The 16,957-nt window shown below is 63.2% G+C and carries 17 protein-coding genes and 1 tRNA gene; 8 read left to right on the top strand and 10 right to left on the bottom strand.

What is annotated here, in order from left to right; genetic code table 11:
- Nucleotides 1-4: 4 nt before the first annotated feature.
- The 3 genes from ABD927_RS20470 to ABD927_RS20480 form a co-directional block, all read right to left on the bottom strand.
- Entirely contained in the window at nt 5-706 is a 702-nt protein-coding gene (locus ABD927_RS20470; protein WP_345251717.1) for a gluconate 2-dehydrogenase subunit 3 family protein, read from the bottom strand.
- A gap of 124 nt (nt 707-830) precedes the next feature.
- Complete coding sequence (locus tag ABD927_RS20475; protein WP_345251718.1) at nt 831-1,859, bottom strand: aldo/keto reductase; 1,029 nt, start codon at nt 1,857-1,859, stop codon at nt 831-833.
- Between the two features lie 29 nt (nt 1,860-1,888).
- Nucleotides 1,889-3,646 carry a putative bifunctional diguanylate cyclase/phosphodiesterase gene (locus ABD927_RS20480; protein WP_345251719.1) on the bottom strand — a complete coding sequence of 586 codons (1,758 nt, stop codon included), beginning with the start codon at nt 3,644-3,646 and terminating at the stop codon, nt 1,889-1,891.
- 382 nt (nt 3,647-4,028) lie between these two features.
- On the opposite strand from ABD927_RS20480, the gene rfbB reads away from it, so the two are divergent.
- From rfbB to ABD927_RS20520, 8 genes are all read left to right on the top strand, one after another.
- Nucleotides 4,029-5,105, top strand: a complete 1,077-nt coding sequence (rfbB, locus tag ABD927_RS20485; RefSeq protein ID WP_345251720.1) for a dTDP-glucose 4,6-dehydratase — start codon at nt 4,029-4,031, stop codon at nt 5,103-5,105.
- Nucleotides 5,102-5,995 carry a glucose-1-phosphate thymidylyltransferase RfbA gene (gene rfbA, locus ABD927_RS20490; RefSeq protein ID WP_345251721.1) on the top strand — a complete coding sequence of 298 codons (894 nt, stop codon included), beginning with the start codon at nt 5,102-5,104 and terminating at the stop codon, nt 5,993-5,995. Before rfbB ends, rfbA begins: the two co-directional genes overlap by 4 nt.
- Nucleotides 5,980-6,531, top strand: a complete 552-nt coding sequence (rfbC, locus tag ABD927_RS20495; RefSeq protein ID WP_345251722.1) for a dTDP-4-dehydrorhamnose 3,5-epimerase — start codon at nt 5,980-5,982, stop codon at nt 6,529-6,531. The genes rfbA and rfbC overlap by 16 nt, the downstream gene beginning before the upstream one ends.
- The gene (gene rfbD / locus ABD927_RS20500; RefSeq protein WP_345251723.1) at nt 6,528-7,433 is read left to right on the top strand and encodes a dTDP-4-dehydrorhamnose reductase; all 906 of its coding nucleotides are present in this window, start codon (nt 6,528-6,530) and stop codon (nt 7,431-7,433) included. Before rfbC ends, rfbD begins: the two co-directional genes overlap by 4 nt.
- Before the next feature lie 72 nt (nt 7,434-7,505).
- Complete coding sequence (locus ABD927_RS20505; protein WP_345251724.1) at nt 7,506-8,258, top strand: ABC transporter permease; 753 nt, start codon at nt 7,506-7,508, stop codon at nt 8,256-8,258.
- Between the two features lie 7 nt (nt 8,259-8,265).
- Complete coding sequence (locus ABD927_RS20510) at nt 8,266-8,979, top strand: ABC transporter ATP-binding protein (RefSeq protein ID WP_345251725.1); 714 nt, start codon at nt 8,266-8,268, stop codon at nt 8,977-8,979.
- Between the two features lie 11 nt (nt 8,980-8,990).
- On the top strand, nt 8,991-9,767 hold the full coding sequence (locus tag ABD927_RS20515) for a 2OG-Fe(II) oxygenase (protein WP_345251726.1): 777 nt from the start codon (nt 8,991-8,993) through the stop codon (nt 9,765-9,767).
- A gap of 43 nt (nt 9,768-9,810) precedes the next feature.
- Entirely contained in the window at nt 9,811-10,938 is a 1,128-nt protein-coding gene (locus ABD927_RS20520) for a rhamnan synthesis F family protein (RefSeq protein WP_345251727.1), read from the top strand.
- 2 nt (nt 10,939-10,940) lie between these two features.
- Here the strand turns inward: ABD927_RS20520 and ABD927_RS20525 are convergent, their stop codons facing one another.
- From ABD927_RS20525 to tolA, 7 genes are all read right to left on the bottom strand, one after another.
- On the bottom strand, nt 10,941-11,891 hold the full coding sequence (locus tag ABD927_RS20525) for a glycosyltransferase family 2 protein (RefSeq protein WP_345251728.1): 951 nt from the start codon (nt 11,889-11,891) through the stop codon (nt 10,941-10,943).
- The gene (gene galE, locus ABD927_RS20530; protein ID WP_345251729.1) at nt 11,875-12,909 is read right to left on the bottom strand and encodes a UDP-glucose 4-epimerase GalE; all 1,035 of its coding nucleotides are present in this window, start codon (nt 12,907-12,909) and stop codon (nt 11,875-11,877) included. Before galE ends, ABD927_RS20525 begins: the two co-directional genes overlap by 17 nt.
- A 39-nt stretch (nt 12,910-12,948) precedes the next feature.
- Nucleotides 12,949-13,024: transfer RNA gene (locus tag ABD927_RS20535), tRNA-Lys, on the bottom strand.
- 89 nt (nt 13,025-13,113) lie between these two features.
- Nucleotides 13,114-13,893 (bottom strand): tol-pal system protein YbgF, encoded by a 780-nt coding sequence (gene ybgF, locus ABD927_RS20540; protein ID WP_345251730.1) that lies wholly within the window; start codon nt 13,891-13,893, stop codon nt 13,114-13,116.
- Between the two features lie 12 nt (nt 13,894-13,905).
- Entirely contained in the window at nt 13,906-14,445 is a 540-nt protein-coding gene (gene pal, locus ABD927_RS20545) for a peptidoglycan-associated lipoprotein Pal (RefSeq protein WP_345251731.1), read from the bottom strand.
- A gap of 160 nt (nt 14,446-14,605) precedes the next feature.
- Nucleotides 14,606-15,952 carry a Tol-Pal system beta propeller repeat protein TolB gene (gene tolB, locus ABD927_RS20550; RefSeq protein WP_425570317.1) on the bottom strand — a complete coding sequence of 449 codons (1,347 nt, stop codon included), beginning with the start codon at nt 15,950-15,952 and terminating at the stop codon, nt 14,606-14,608.
- Nucleotides 15,952-16,953 (bottom strand): cell envelope integrity protein TolA, encoded by a 1,002-nt coding sequence (gene tolA / locus ABD927_RS20555; RefSeq protein WP_345251732.1) that lies wholly within the window; start codon nt 16,951-16,953, stop codon nt 15,952-15,954. Before tolA ends, tolB begins: the two co-directional genes overlap by 1 nt.
- Nucleotides 16,954-16,957: the final 4 nt, after the last annotated feature.

The raw sequence follows: 16,957 nt of genomic DNA on the forward strand, positions 1-16,957 counted from the left end.
TTGCTTAGCGGATCGAAACGGGGCCCAGCGGATACTTCTTGCTGTACTGGTCGACCCAGTCGTAGTAATCGCCGCGCGCGCCGGGAAAGCCCACCATCTTCCACGCCGCCATGCCCTTGTTGCCGCCGTGTACCGGATCGCAGAAATAGCCTTCGTGCACGTTCTGCAGCAGCAGCGCGAAGAACGCCGCGGCCGGAATGTCGTCGGTCAGCGCGAGCTTGCCCTGTTCGAGATCGGACACGGCCCCTTCCCTGGCGTCGGCGTCGAGTTCGGCGAAGGGCTTGCCGTGGGCCTGCCGCACGGCCGCTTCGAACGCGGCCAGGGCCTTGGGGTAGAGATCGCGCGGCGCATAGGGCAGCTGGTAGCCCATGTTGCCCGGCGCCTTGGGATCGTGCGGGCCGTCCATGTACCAGAGCTTGCCCTGGCCGTAGGGCGTATCCATCTGCTGGTCGATGAATTCGGCCACGCCGGCTTCCAGCCCGCCCGGGCCTTCGTCGCCGGGCGGAATCAGCACGTCTACCAGCCGCTGCAGCGTGCTCCAGTGGGGTTCCTGGAAGAACTTCGGCGTGTAGGGGGGCGGGTTTTCGGCGGCCTGGGCCGGGACCAGCACATCGGCGGCGCCGGCGGCCGCCAGCGCGGCGGGCGCGCTGGCCAGGGCGGTGCGCAGGAACATGCGCCGAGGCGCGGAAATGCCAGGCTTGGACATCGGATCGAACCTCCTTGTGGTTCCGGCTGGCGCCGGACGGAGTGTCATCGATCGCAATGTTATCGACGCGGCCTCATGTTGAAGCCGCGCGATTACTCTTTCGCACAAAATTCCGGTGCGGACGCTACCACGCGGTCGGCTTCGGATTGCGCTCGTCGAAGCCCATCTGGTGCCAATAGGGATAGGCCGGCGTGGTCTTGCTGGCGGCATCCAGCCTGGCGATCTCGCCGGTGTCGAGCGACCAGCCCACCGCGCCCAGGTTTTGCGCCAGCTGTTCTTCGTTGCGCGCGCCCACCACCACGTTGGCCACCGTGGGCCGTTGCAGGAGCCAGTTCAGCGCCACCTGCGCAATGGTCTTGCCGCGGGCCTTGGCGATCTCGTCGAGCACGTCCACCACGGCATACAGCTTCTCGTCAGCAACCGGCGGCCCGCCCTGCGCGCCGCCCGCCGCGATGCGGCCCTGCCCGGTCTGGCCGCGGCGTATCTTGCCCGTCAGCCGGCCCCAGCCCAGCGGGCTCCACACCATGGTGCCCACGCCCTGGTCGATCGCCAGCGGCATCAGCTCCCATTCATAGTCGCGCCCCACCAGCGAGTAATAGCCCTGGTAGGCCACGTAGCGCGCCAGGCCGTACTTCTCGGACGTGGCCAGCGACTTCATCAGATGCCAGCCGGAGAAATTCGACGCGCCGATGTAGCGGATCTTGCCGGCCGTGACCAGGTCGTCCAGCGCGCGCAGCGTTTCGTCCACCGGCGTCAGGGCGTCGAAGCCGTGAATGAAATAGAGATCGACGTGGTCCGTCTGCAGGCGCTTCAGGCTGGCCTCGCAGGCCTGGATCAGGTGGAAGCGCGAAGAGCCCTTGTCGTTGGGGCCATCGCCTGTCGGGAAGGTGCCCTTGGTGGAGATCAGCACGCGATCGCGCCGGCCCTTGAGCGCCTGGCCCAGGATCTCTTCCGCGGCGCCTTGCGAATAGGTGTCGGCGGTGTCGAAGAAGTTCAGGCCGTGGTCCAGGCAGAGGTCGACCATGCGGGTCGCCTCGTCGACCTGGGTCTGGCCCCAGCGCTGGAAGAACTGGTTGGTGCCGCCGAAGGTGCCGGTGCCGAGGCTGAGGGCGGGGACTTTGAGGCCGGAGCGGCCGAGTTGTCGGAATTCCATGCTTTATCTCCGGTGCTTTGGGGACGGGGTCAGGCGCCCACTGGCGCCAGCGTATTTTCCAGCGCCTGCGGCGTCAGCGGCCGGCTGAACCAATAGCCCTGCGCTTCGTCGCAGCCCAGCGCCCGCAGCCGTTCGGCCTGGGCTTGCGTTTCCACGCCTTCCGCGGTGACGCGGATGTCCAGCGCATGGGCCATGGCGATGATGGCGCTGACGATGGCGTCGCCGTTGCGTACCGAGGTCATCGCGTTGACCAGCGAGCGGTCGATCTTGATGCGGTCGACCTGGAAGCGGGTCAGGTATGACAGGCTGGAGTAGCCGGTGCCGAAGTCGTCGATGGCGATCTCGACCCCCATCTCGCGCAGGCCGGACAGTGTCGCCACCGCGTGCTCGGTGTCGTTGAGCAGCACGCCTTCGGTGATTTCGATTTCGAGATGGCGCGGATCGAGCGCGGCCGCGTCGAGCGCCTGGCGGACCACGCCCAGCACGTCCTGCCGGCGGAACTGTACCGGCGATACGTTGACGGCGATGCGCGGCGCGGTGCCGAATTTGGAAACCATGCGCGCGGCCTGGCGGCAGGCGTTCTGCAGCACCCATTCGCCGATCGGCAGGATCAGGCCCATCTCTTCGGCCACCGGGATGAACTCGGCCGGGCCGATCGCGCCGCGCACCGGATGGCGCCAGCGCAGCAGGCTCTCGGCCAGCATGATGCGGCCGGTGGCGAGGTTGACCTGCGGCTGGAAGGCGAGCCAGAACTGCTGCTTGGCGAGCGCTTCGCGCAGCAGCACTTCGATGTCGAGCCGGTGCGCGGACCGGGTCTGCATGCTGAAGTCGAAATGGCGCGCGCAATTGCCGCCTTCGGTGCGCGCCGCGCTCAGCGCGAGCTGCGCGCGGCGCATCAGCGTGCCGGGTTCGTCGCCCGAATCGGGGAAGGCGCTGCTGCCGATGCTGGCCGTCAGGTGCAGCGCGGTGCGCAGGTAATCGATCGGCTCGCTGGCGGCGGCCAGCAGGGCCGCTTCGCGTTGCGGCTCGAGCCGGGCCGTGCCGGCCGACACGATCGCGAACTGCGTGCCGCCCACCAGGCACAGCATCTGGTGCGATTCGCAGGCCTCGCGCAGGCGCTGCGCGATCTGCCGCACGGCCACTTCGGCGGCGGGCTGGCCGAGCGTGTCGTACAGCTTGCGCAGGTTGTCGATCTCGAGGAAGGTAAGCAGCACCGGCTCGCCGCTGGCCCTGCGCCGCTGGATCGTCAGCCCCAGGTGTTCTTCCAGCTGGCTCTGGTTTGGCAGACCGGTGAGCGGATCGTGGTAGGAGAGGTACCACAGGCGCGCCTCGTGGCGGGCGCGGCGGGTGTTGTCGAATACGACGCCGACGTAGCCGGCGGGCTGGCCGAGTGTGTCTTTCAGTTGCGACAGCGCCAGCGATACGTGGATGCGGGTATTGTTGCGCTGGACGTAGATCCAGTCGGAGTCGGGACCGAGGTCGGCGCCGAAGGGGCCGCCCGCCAGCGCGGTGCCGGCCAGTTCGGGGCGCGACAGCAGCTGGCCGCGGCGGCGCGCCAGTTCGGCGGGGTCGTGCAGGGATTCGAAGCTGCGGCAGCCGACGAGTTCGGCGGCGGAGTAGCCGGTGAGCCGTTCGTAGGCGGGGTTGACCAGGCGGAAGATGCCGCGGGCGTCGCAGACGAAGGCGCCGCAGGGAAGGGACTCGAGGGCGTTGCGGTACAACGTTTCGGGCACCGGAAGCCGGACGGCTTCGGGGAAGGCGCCTTCCGATGGCGGGGGATGAAGCACGACACGGCCTCCGGCGGTCACGTAGCGGCGCGGCCGCCGTCATCGCGGCCAGGCTCGGCACTCTGTTCAGGCCTAATTGAATCACACTGCAACAGATCGTGCCGTCTCATCAGCGCAGCGCGGTCGGCGTGCCCCTGAGAGCCTCGCCGTCAGTTGGTGAGGGCCTGGAAAACGGCTAAGATACGCGACTACCGACGCTCTGCTGCCGCTGGCGATTGTTGCCCCCTGGATCCCCGAGAGCCGTGTCCCGATGGCGGTGCGATGGCACTGCGGCGCGCCAGATTGGCATTGTGGCGCATGTGGGCCGGTTCTCCGCTTATCGAAGATGCGCCATCGCGGGCGCCTCGACCTCGATACTGTCGCTTTTAAGAAAGGGTTGTTCATGATTCTGGTCACGGGCGGCGCCGGCTTCATCGGTGCAAATTTCGTTCTGGAGTGGCTGCGTTCTACGTCCGAGCCGGTCGTCAATGTGGACAAGCTCACCTATGCAGGCAATCTCGGCTCGTTGAGGAGCCTGCAAGGGGACGATCGGCACAAGTTCGTGCAGGCCGATATTTGCGACCGTCAGGTGGTCGACGACCTGTTGGCCACTTTCCAGCCTCGCGCCGTACTCCATTTCGCCGCGGAAAGCCATGTGGACCGCTCGATCCATGGCCCGGCCGAGTTCGTGCAGACCAATGTCGTCGGTACCTTCACATTGCTGGAGGCGGCGAAGGCCTATTTCGTCTCCCTGCCCGCAGAGCGGCGTGAAGCCTTCAGGTTTCTCCACGTTTCCACCGACGAAGTCTACGGCTCGCTCGGCCCGGCCGATCCGGCCTTTACGGAAACCACGCCGTATGCGCCAAACAGCCCTTATTCGGCGTCCAAGGCGGGTTCGGATCATTTGGTAAGGGCCTACTTCCATACCTACGGACTTCCTGTCCTCACCACCAATTGTTCCAACAATTATGGGCCGCTGCAGTTCCCCGAAAAGCTCATTCCGTTGATGATCGACAACGCCTTGAGCGGCAAGCCATTGCCCGTGTATGGCGACGGACAGAACATCCGGGACTGGCTTTACGTGGCCGACCATTGTTCGGCAATCAGGGAAGTGCTGGCGAACGGAGCGGCCGGAGAAACCTACAACGTCGGAGGTTGCAATGAGAAGAGCAACCTCGAGGTGGTGCATACCTTGTGCGACCTGCTGGACGAATTGAAGCCCGCCCCCAAGGGATCGTATCGGGAACTGATCCAGTTCGTGACCGACCGGCCGGGGCATGACCGCCGCTATGCGATCGACGCCGGGAAAATCATGGGCAGCCTAGGCTGGCGTCCCATGGAAACGTTCGAGACGGGGCTGCGCAAGACGGTCGAATGGTATCTGGCCAACCAAGACTGGGTGAACGGGGTGAAATCGGGCGACTATCGCAAATGGGTCGAACTGAATTATGCCGACCGGTCGGCGGGGGTCGCCGCATGAGCCGCAAGGGCATCATCCTCGCCGGCGGGTCCGGCACGCGCCTGTATCCGTTGACGCATGTCGTATCCAAGCAATTGCTGCCGGTGTACGACAAGCCCATGATCTACTACCCGCTTTCCACGCTGATGATCGCGGGCATCAGGGACATCCTTCTCATCTCCACTCCCGCCGATCTGCCGCGCTTCGAGGCGATGCTCGGAGACGGCAGCCAGTGGGGAATCAATCTCCAGTACGCCGCGCAGCCGTCGCCCGACGGCCTGGCGCAAGCTTTCGTCATCGGCCGTCACTTCATCGGCAACGATCCGTCGGCCCTCATCCTGGGCGACAACATTTTCTACGGCCACGAACTCGTCAAGCAACTGGATCGCGCCAATGCGCGGGCCGACGGCGCGACGGTGTTTGCCTATCATGTCCAGGATCCGGAGCGCTATGGCGTGGTCGAGTTCGACCGCGAATTCCGGGCGCTGTCGATCGAAGAAAAGCCGCTCACCCCCCGTTCCAACTATGCCGTGACGGGGCTGTATTTCTACGATAATCGGGTTTGCGATATCGCGGCCGAAGTCAGGCCGTCGCCGCGCGGAGAATACGAGATCACCGACGTGAATCTCAAATACCTCGAGCAAGGCGGGTTGAACGTAGAGATCATGGGGCGCGGATATGCCTGGCTCGACACGGGAACGCACGATTCCCTGATCGAGGCCGCCACGTTCATCGCCACGTTGCAAAAGCGCCAGGGGCTGGTCGTGGCCTGTCCCGAAGAGATCGCTTTCCGGCTCGGATGGATCGACGCCGATCAGTTGAGCAGTCTCGCGCAACCCTTGGCCAAGAACGGCTATGGCAAGTATCTGCTGAATATACTTCGCGACAAGGTGTTATGGTCATCAAAGTAGTCGATACCGCGCTGGCGGACGTCAAGATCATCGAGCCTGCGGTCTACGGCGACGCCCGGGGGTTTTTTTTCGAGAGCTTCAATAGCCGGGAATTCGAACAGGCCATCGGACGCAGCGTCGAATTCGTCCAGGACAACCACTCGCGATCCTCGCATGGGGTGTTGCGGGGGCTGCATTATCAGATCAGGCATCCCCAGGGGAAACTGGTCCGGGTGGTGCTCGGCGAAGTGCTCGATGTGGCGGTGGACCTGCGCAAGAGTTCCGCCACCTTCGGCCGCTGGGTCGGCGTCAGGCTGTCCGCCGAAAACAAGCGCCAGCTATGGGTGCCGGAAGGCTTCGCCCATGGTTTCCTGGTACTGTCGGACCATGCGGAATTTCTGTATAAAACCACCGACTACTGGTATCGCGATCACGAACGCAGCGTGTTGTGGAACGATCCGGCCATCGGGATCGACTGGCAGTTTTCCGGCACGCCGCTGCTGGCGGAAAAGGATGCGCGGGCGCCGCTGCTGGCGGACGCGGACTTGTTCGAATGAGCGCGCGCATCATGGCTGAGCCTGTCGTGTTCGTTACCGGCGCCAACGGCCAGGTCGGCTTCGAACTTGTGCGTTCCCTGCAAGGATTGGGGCGGATCTGTGCGCCGTTGCGCGCCGAGCTCGATCTTTCGGATTTCGCGAAGGTCCGATCGTTCCTGCGCGATCTGCGCCCGAACCTGATCGTCAACCCCGCCGCCTATACCGCCGTCGACCGGGCCGAGACCGACGCCGCAGCGGCTCACCACCTCAATGCCGGTTTGCCCGCGGTGCTGGCCGAAGAGGCCCGGCTGCTGAATGCGACCGTCATCCATTATTCGACCGACTATGTGTTCGACGGGTCCAAGGCAGGGCCGTATATCGAGTCGGACGCCACTGCGCCCTTGAACGTCTATGGCGCGTCTAAACTGGCGGGTGAGCGGGCGCTGGCGGAATCGGGCGTGCCGCATTTCGTCTTCCGTACCAGCTGGGTGTACAGCCGCCGAGGGGCCAATTTCCTGCTGACGATGCTGCGCCTGGCGCAGAAACAGGCCTCGCTCAGGATCGTCGCCGACCAGATCGGGGCGCCCACATGGGCGCGGACGATCGCGACGTTGACCGCGCATGCCATTGCCCAGGGTCCGCGCGATGCGGAACGCTTCGCGCAATGGGCCGCCGAGCGGAGCGGCATCTACCACCTGACGGCCTCCGGGGCCGCATCGTGGGCGGATTTTGCCGAAGAGATCTTTGCCCGGCAGCATGCCGCCGCCGCGCCCGCGGTCACGCGCATTCCGTCTTCAGAATATCCTGTTCCGGCCAGGCGTCCCGCCAATTCCAGATTGGCCGGCGACCGCTTCCGGCAGACCTTCGGGCTCTCGGCTCCCGACTGGCGCGAGGCCCTGCGCCTTTGCATGCAGGAAATCTAGCCGGCGTCCCGAGGGATCGCTTTTCATTCTATGTCTTTTCTATATTCGGCTTTCGAGGATTTTCGGCAATCGATGATTCAGTCGCAGCTCTGGCTGTGGGCTGGACTGCAGGACATAAGACTGCGTTACCGCCGGTCCACTCTCGGGCCCTGGTGGGTAACGATCAGTACCGGCATCCTGGTGGCATCGATGGGTTTTCTTTATGCCGGCATATTCAAGAGCAGCATTTCGGATTACCTGCCCCACTTTGCCGTGGGGCAGGTGTTCTGGCTTCTGTTCTCCGGCCAGATCAACGAGGCGGTGACTTCTTTCACCCAGTTCGAGAATATCCTGCGTCAGGTCAGGATCCCGCTGACATCCTGTGTGCTGCGCATCCTGACAAGAAACATCATCATCTTCGCACACAATGCGGTGATCATCGCGGTGACCTTCCTGGTGTTCGGGTTCAACTTCTCGGCCAATGTCCTGTTGCTGATACCGGGTTTCGTCATCCTCACGATCACGCTGTTCTCGATGTCGCTGACGATCGGCGTTCTCTGCACCCGTTTCCGTGACTTGAATCAAGTCGTGTCGTCGGTCTTGCAGATACTCTTTTTCCTTTCGCCGATTTTCTGGAAGGCCGACATCCTCGGCGGGGGGATGCGGGCGCTGATCGTCCGGCTGAATCCGGTTTACTATTTGATCGAGATCGTCCGCCAGCCTCTGTTCGGCAGTACCGGCGGCCTGCAGGTATGGATCGGGGCCATCCTGATCATGGTCGTATCCTCGGCAGTGGCGCTTCTGCTGTTCGGGCGATACCGGCTGCGCATCACTTTCTGGCTTTGACAACGGTATGGCCTCCATCACTCTGCGCAACGTCAGCATCGATTTCCCGCTCTACGGGACGCCCAATCGCTCGTTGAAGAGCTCGCTGATCAGCCTGGGCACCGGCGGGCGCTTCGCGGCTTCCTCCCGCAAGCTGACCGTGATACGTGCGCTCGACGACATCAATCTGGACATCCCGGCCGGCTGCAAGCTGGGCCTGCTTGGGCACAACGGGTCGGGAAAGAGCACGCTGCTCAAGGTACTGGCGGGCGTGTACGCGCCTACCGCCGGTGCCGCCTCGATGACAGGCCACGTCGCCTCCCTGCTCGACGTGTCGCTCGGAATGGACGATGAGGCGTCGGGGTACGAGAATATCCTGCTGCGCGGCGTCTATCTTGGCATTCCCCCCTCGGCGATGCGTAGCCGCATGGACAGCATTGCCGAGCACAGCGGTCTGGGCGAGTATCTCAATTTGCCGATCAGGACCTATTCCAGCGGCATGCGGATGCGGCTGGGGTTCGCGATTTCGACGTCGGTCGAGGCCGACATCCTCCTGATGGATGAGTGGCTGTCGGTGGGCGACGCCGCCTTCCAGGAAAAGGCCAGCCGGCGCCTGGAAGAGGTCATAGCCAAGGCGCGGATCCTGGTGCTGGCGTCCCATCAGCCCGAACTCATTGAACGCGTATGCAACCGGGTCATAAGGCTGGAGCACGGGCGCGTCGTTTCGGACGAAATTCTGTAAGAGGCTATAGAATGATCAACAAACAGGCGCTTGCCGCGGGCTTGCAAAGCTTCAGGAATGCGGAGCCTTTTGACCACTGCGTCATCGATAACTTTTTCGATCCAGAACTGGCCCGTGCGTTGGAGGCAGAATTCCTGCCGTATGATAGCGAGAAGTGGTTTTATTACAAAAATCCGATCGAGGATAAAAAGGCCCTCAACGACTGGAATGCCTTCCCGAAGCTCACGTACCAAGCGTTTTCATATCTGAATTCACGCGAATTCATCTCGCTCATCGAGCCGGTTCTCGATATCCGGCTGTACGCCGACAATGGCCTCCACGGAGGAGGGTGGCATATGCATGCCACTGGCGGCAACCTGAATCCCCATCTTGATTATTCTCTTCATCCCAAGCTGGGACTCCAGCGCAAGTTGAACATCATCATCTATCTGTCCGAACGGCTGCAGGCTGAACATGGCGGTTATCTCGGCCTGTGGGACCATGATGAACAGAAGCGGCGACCGGGCGTCTTGCAGAAGGAGGTGCAGCCTAGATTCAACCGCGCGGTATTGTTCGACACTACCCAGAATTCGTGGCATGGCATGAGCCGTCCGCTTTCCCAGCCGGAGGATATTTTCCGGAAGAGTTTTGCCGTCTATTATCTATGTCAGCCTGCTGCGGGAGTGGACGAGCGCGGGCGTGCGCTATTTGCCGCGCGCGACTCCCAGCAAGGCGATGCCGACGTGGAACGTATCATCAAGCTTCGTTCCGACGTTGGTACCTCTCAAAAAGTCTATAAAACTGAATGACGCAGCGGCTCGGCTGCCTGTCTAACTGAGGACCCGCCATTTCATGACTCGCCAGCAGTTGATCGCCCGGCTTTCCAGACTTATTCGGGTCACGTCGATTCATAGGCTCATCGTCTGGATCCTGGACCGGTTGCAATATTGGACGTTCAATCACCTGAAGCGAGGAAAGCTGGTCAAGACGGGGCCCAGGCGTTCGAACAAACTCGCCCTCTTCGCCATTTTCCAGCCCCGAGGGCTCTCTACCTTCGTGGTTCGGGAACTACAGTATCTCATTTCATTGGGCTACGACGTCGCGATTTCCATCCCGCACGATTTGCCACCGGATCAAGAGAAGATGCTGGATTCTCTTTGCCGCTTCCGAATCAAAAGGCCCAACTTCGGACGCGATTTCGGATCGTTCTGTGATGCCATTCTGGCAATCGGATTCGACGCGATTGCAGAATACGACCGAGTCTTGATGGTCAATGACAGCATCTTTTTTCCGATCGGCGCTACCGAACAGTTCACACGTGAACTGGAGGAGGCAGTGAAAAGGGCCGACGTGGTGGGCCTGTGCGAGAATTCCGAGACCGCCCGGCACATCGGATCGTTCTTCATCGAAATCGCCACCTCCGTGTTCTGTTCTCCGGCCTGTCGCGCTTACTGGACGAAATACCGCCGGTACAATTCGCGCTTTCACGCCATCCGCAAGGGGGAGTGTGGTCTAAGCAAGGTGCTCTATCGGCAAGCGAAGAATATTCGAATTATCTATTCAAAAGAGCGCCTCACCGAGCAATTCCTGGCGGCTTTCAGCTCGGATTTCCAACTACCCCGGATTTTTCACCTGCTTTCGGATCCTTTCTTCGGTCCGCTTAAGCGTTCGCTTCTTTCGATGGAGCCTGACGGCGAAGAGCGAAGCCTGGTGCTAATTGACGAACTCCGGAAGCGGTTGGAGGCAAGCAGCATCCCTCATTCAGTGGGTTTGCAATTGATTACTATGTTCGACGCCCCGTTTTTAAAGCGGGACGTGTACTACCATGAGATTTTCGACCTACCGCAAATACGGATGGCGCTAGAAGGCCGGGTGGAGCCTGAATTGGTGGAAGCGATCATCCTTGAGCTGCGGAAGAAGGGTTCTGCCCGCAACCAAACGCTGTGGGGCGAATTGATGATCCGCTTGGGGTTACGCTGATCTTATAGCCTGCGCAGCGCCGCCGCCAGATAGAGCGCAGGCTGCTGCGTTCGCGATTGGCGATAAATGCCACTCTGAGCCAGAGCGTACAGACGTTGCAGGAGATTTCCCTCGCGCACCATTTCGTAATGGCACAGCACGTCTTTGTGTTCCGGCGGGAGGTTCGCATTTAAGGCGCGGAGCGCGCGCAGGTTGGTCGTGTTGTTAGTACGCAGATCGCCGCGCAAAAGCATGGCCAGGCGACGCATCCGTTCTCTGAAACTGCGGTTTTCGCCGTTCAGGTTATTGCCGTGCTGTCGATAGCGTAGCGAAGGACGCGGATCGTAGTGTAGTCCACCTCCTACCGCGCTGATCGCCATGTAAGTCCACCAGTCGTGGTACGACGGCAGGGTGTCGTGAGGAAGCTGCATCAGCAAGTGCCGCGCCAGCTGATTGATGACCATAGTATTGCCTCCCGCCATGGTCTGTACCAGCGCATTGCGAAAGTCGGGCGGTCGTGTAAATAGGGGCGACAATCCCAGGCTATGGCCTTGCGCGTCGATTAGCTCAGTTCGGGTGCCATAAAGCGCCGGCCGGCTGCGCGGTTGCGAGTCAAACCACGCCGCGGCCCGCTCCAGCTTGTGCGGCAGCCATACATCGTCTTGGTCGGCGTAGGCATAAAGGTCGGCTGTAATGCCAGGATGGCGAATGAGAAACATGAAATTCGCCACGGACCCGCAGGATGGCCCTTTAAGTATATGGATCTTGTCGGCACCCCACGTTGCCCGATAACGAGCCAATAGTTCAGCCGTACCGTCGGTGGATCCGTCGTCCGACACCCACAGACACCAGTGCCGATAGCGCTGCTGGGCAATTGACTCGAGTTGTTCTTCGAGGAAATGCCGGCCGTTGTAGGTACACATCAAGATGGCGATGCGGGCTGCGCCGCAAGCCGGGTCAATCGCCGTAGCCATCCGGATTCTGCGACTGCCACCGCCATCCATCGCGGCACATTTCTTCAACGCCCCGGGATGCGGCCCATTGCAGCGTTTTCTGGGCCAGCGTGGGATCGGCCCATGCCTCCGCGATGTCGCCGGGGCGCCTGGACTGGATCTCGTACGGAATCTTCACGCCCGTTGTCTTTTCGAACATGCCGATAAGCTCGAGGACGCTGGTGCCGCGGCCGGTTCCCAGGTTGAAGGCGGTGCAGCCCGGTGCCGACCGGCGGGCGTAGTCGACCGCCCGGACGTGGGCGATGGCGAGGTCGACGACATGAATATAGTCGCGCACCCCGGTCCCGTCGACGGTGGGATAGTCATTGCCGAAAACGACCAGCTTGTCCCGTTTGCCGACGGCGACCTGCGTGATATACGGGAAAAGATTGTTCGGCGTTCCGCGCGGTGCCTCGCCGATACGGCCGCTGACATGGGCGCCGATGGGATTGAAATACCGGAGATTGATGGCGGTTCGCCTGGCGCCTGCGCCGCACCAGTCGCGCAGCAATTGTTCCACGACCGCCTTGGTCCTGCCATAGGGATTGGCGGGGGCCGACACGCAATCTTCCACGTAGGGCAGCGTACCTGGCCCGTATATCGTGGCCGAAGAACTGAATACGATTTTTTCAATATTGGCCCGGTCCATCGCCTGCAGGAGGACCAGGCTGCCCCGGACGTTATTATCGTAATAGCCCAGCGGATCGCGGTGCGACTCGCCCACCGCCTTGAGCCCGGCGAAATGTACGACGCAATCGACCGGATACCCGGCATCGGCAGCCCGCTGGAATACGGTATCCAGCGTGGCGGCATCCCGAATATCGCCGGGCACGTGCTCTATCTGGGTACCGGTTAATTCTTCCACCCGGCGCAGGACTTTGGGCGAGCTGTTGGAGAAATTGTCCAGAACGACAAGCCGGTGCCCGGTCGCGATCAGCTCTACCAGCGTATGCGAGCCGATGTATCCGGCGCCCCCCGTGATCAACAGTGAGCTAGTCATTGAAGGAAGAAAGGCTTCGACGAGCGAAGCCTTTTGAAATGGTGGGTCGTGCGGGATTCGAACCCACGACCAACGGATTAAAAGTCCGCTGCTCTACCAGCTGAGCTAACGACCCGAAGCTTTTAATTATGGCAGCGCAGAATGGGCCTGTCAAACAAGAGGAGCCGCTCCAACGTGTCAGCGCACCGATGGACGGCTCTTGTTTCACTTGAGCAGATCCAGCCGATCCTTCGCCGTCTGCGCCGCCGGTGTACCCGGATAATCCCGCAGGATCCGTTCAAGCGTGGCCCGGGCCCCGCGGCGGTCGTTGAGTTCGACCTGGCTGCCGGCGATCACCAGCAGGGCGTCGGGCGCCCGCACGTTGGTGGCGTAGTTCTTGACCAGCGCCTGCTGCTGCGCGATGGCGGACTTGTAGTCCTTCAGCGCGTAGTAGCTGCTGCCGACGTAGAACTGCGCGGCCGGCGCGTAAGGGCTTTGCGGATACTGGCGCAGGAAGGCCGAGAGGGCGGGAATGGCGTCGGTGTAATTGCCGTTGCGGAACAGGTCGATGGCGGCGTCGTACGAACGTTTTTCGTTCGGGTCCACCATCGCTTCCTGGCCGTCGATCGATGCCTGTTGCGGCTCGATCCGTTTCAGGCGGGTGTCGATGTCGAGGTACAGGTCTTTCTGCGCCTGCTGGGTGTCGGCAACCTGTTTGGTGAGGATTTCGATCTGGCCTCGCAGCTTGGCGATTTCCTGCTGCAACTGGTCGATCTGGTCGGCCAGTTGCAGCTGGGCGCGCTGGTTGTTTTCGATGCGGGCCAGCGCATCGCTCAGCTGCTTGGCCTGCTGGTCGGCGCGGTCGCGCGCTTCCTTGCGCAGGTCGATGATGGCTTGGCGCGCCTCGTCGTCGGAAAACAACGCGGCGGGCGCCTGGAAACTGGCCATCGCCGCGGCCAGGCCGACGGCGATGGCCGCTGCGCGGCAGGAAGCGCGAAACGTCATTGCGGCAGATCCTTAACGGTAGACGATGTCGGCGCGGCGGTTTTCGGCGCGCGAGGCTTCGTCGCTGCCCGTGGCCTTCGGCTTTTCCTTGCCGTAGCTGATGGCTTCGACCTGGTTGTCGCGCACGCCCAGCAGAACCATGGCGCGGCGGACGGCCTCGGAGCGGCGCTGGCCGAGCGCCAGGTTGTACTCGCTGCTGCCGCGATCGTCGGTATTGCCTTCGATCACGACCTTGCGGTCGGGATGGGCCGACAGGTAGCGCGAGTGGTTTTCGATCACGGGGCGGTATTCATCCTTGACGGTGTAGCTGTCGAAATCGAAATAGACCGAACGCTGCGCGAGCACGCCCTTCGGATCGTTGAGCGGATCGAGCCCTTGCTGCGTCGTGTCGACCCGCGCCACGCCGTTGGCGTTGGCATTGGGGTTGGTCATGGCGCTGCGGTCTTCGACCGGTGCGCCGGCATTTTCGTCGAGCTTGACCGGGCTGCTGCAAGCAGTGACCGCGAGGGCGATACCCACGGCGGCAAGCAGTTTGAGTGCGCTGTTGGACATGTTTTTTTCCTTGGGGGTGGTTCCGAAAAAAGTGGAGTAATAATCTGCCGTACCGACCAAATCGTTACACCTCGGAAGTGTTACATGGAGCGAGCGCGCTGGATCGTAGCAAGAGGTGACAACGATGCGGCGGCGCGACACCGCCCATGACGGGCCGGTTCTAATTATTCAGGAAGGGCCCCCAAGTGGGTTCGCGGACGTCGCCGCTCAATACCGATAGCGTCTGCGTGACGCGGCCATCGCTCGATACCGCGGCGAGCACGCCGCGTCCGCCTTGCGCGGTAGCGTAGAGAATCATCTTGCCGTTGGGCGCGAAGCTGGGAGATTCGTCGCGGCCGCCATTGGTGAGCAGGAATTCATTGCCCGTGGCGAGGTCTAGCGACGCGATCTGGTAGCCGGTGCGGCGGGTAACGTACAGCAAGGTTTTGCCATCGGGCGACAATTTGGGTGAGATATTGTAATTGCCTTTGAAGGTGACGCGCTCGACTTGATTGGTGTCGAGGTTCAGGCGGTATATCTGCGGGCTGCCGCCGCGGTCGCTGGTGAACAGGATGGCGCGGCCGTCGGGCGTGAAGGTGGGCTCGGTGTCGATGCCGGGCGACTGGGTGAGCCGCCGCAGGCCGGAGCCGTCGGCGTTGAGCAGGTAGATTTGCGACAGGCCGTCGCGGGTGAGCACCACCGCCAGCCGGCTGCCGTCCGGCGCCCAGGCCGGCGCGCTGTTATTGCCCTTGAAATTGGCTACCGGAATGCGTTGGCCGGTGGCGATGGTGTGTACATACACCACGGGCTTGCGCGATTCGAAGCTGACATAGGCCAGCCGCGAGCCGTCGGGCGACCATGCCGGCGAGATGATGGGTTCGCGCGAACGCAGCGCGGTCTGGGCGTTCTGGCCGTCGGCGTCGGCGATCTGCAGTTCGTAGATGTCGCCGCGCTTGAGCACGTAGGCGATGCGTGTGGCGAACACGCCGCGGTCGCCGGTCAGCTTTTCGTAGATGCGGTCGGCGATCTGGTGCGCGGTGCGGCGCATTTCGGCCGGCGAGGTCGAGAACGCCACGCCGTCCATCTGCGCTTCCTTGACGGTGTCGACCAGGCGGTAGCGGACGTCCGTCCGGCCGTCGGCCGCGCGCTGCACGCTGCCGACCGCCAGCGAGTCGGCGCCGCGGGTCTTCCAGGCGGCGAAGCCGATCATCGCCGATTCGGACAGCGGCGTGTCGCCGGTGTCGATAAGCTTGAACAGGCCGGTGCGGCCGAGGTCGGCGCGGATGATGTCGGCCACCGCCTTGCCTTGCTGGTCGGCCGATTCGAAGTTGGCGACGGCTACCGGGTACTGGCTGGCGCCGACGCCCGAGATCTGGACCGTCAGCTGCGCTTGCGCGGCGGGCGCGAGCAGCGCGCCGGCGGCTGCGCCCAGCGCCAGCATGCCGAGCCTAAGCAGGCGGTGGACGCCGCGGAAGAGGCGGGGCGCGGCGGCGCCGTCGGGCAGGGAGGCATGGAAAGCAGGTGTCATCAGTCGAACATCCGATATTGAACTTCTATGTTGGACTCGAAGCGGCCGGACGGCGGGCGCGGGAACGGGTCGCAGCGCCTGATGCCGGTCTCGACCGCGCGGTCGAAGGCCGGTATCCCGGACGAACGTTTCAGCGTCGGCGCGCCCGCCTGAGAGCCGGAGGGTAGCAACTGGACCTGGAAGACGGCAGTCGGGTTCCCGCCCGAGGCGTCGCCGGAGGGACTATAGACTACACCGGGTTTGATGCAAGCGCGCACGAGGTCGGCATAGCCCGGGTTGCCGCCGGCGCCGCCGGCCTGGTTGCGGTCGGCGGTGCCGCCCGCGCGCCCGCCTTCGAGCCCGGCGGCGCGCGCGGTGTCGTTGCGGAAAGCTTCGCGCAGTTTGCGGTCGCGTTCGGCGGCGGCGGCTTTTTCGGCGGCCGCCTTCTTGTCGGCTGCGGCCTTTTCAGCGGCGGCCTTCTTGTCGGCGGCCGCTTTTTCCGCCGCGGCTTTTTCCGCTGCAGCCTTGTCGGCTGCGGCCTTTTCAGCGGCGGCTTTTTTCGCGGCCGCCGCCTTGTCGGCAGCCGCTTTCTCGGCCGCGGCCTTTTCGGCCTGCTCGCGCTGTTGTTCCAGCTTGCGCTGCTGTTCGCGCGCGTCGGCCTGGCGCTGCTCGGCGTCGCGCCGTTCCTGTTCGCGCCGCTTGCGTTCCTGTTCGATCGCGATGTCGGGCTGGTCGGGCTGGACCTGGGGTTGCGGCGGTGGAGGCGGCGGGGGCGGGGGCTTGACCGGCTCGGGCTGGGGCGTGGGCTCGGGCTGCGGTTGCGGCTCGGGACGGTTGGGCGCCGGCAGGTCGGTCCACAGTTCGGCCTGCACCGGGCCCGGCGTGCGGTTGTTCCACGACAGGCTGAAGATCAGCGCCGCCAGCAGCAGCAGGTGCATCAGCACCGCCAGCGCGATGGCGCGCCACTTGCCCGGTTCGGGCGGGACGTCGACGGGGCGGCGGCTCGGATCGTTGGGCGCCATGCTC

It is taken from the genome of Pigmentiphaga soli (assembly GCF_039541095.1).
In the GTDB taxonomy this organism is placed as follows: Bacteria; Pseudomonadota; Gammaproteobacteria; order Burkholderiales; family Burkholderiaceae_B; genus Pigmentiphaga; species Pigmentiphaga soli.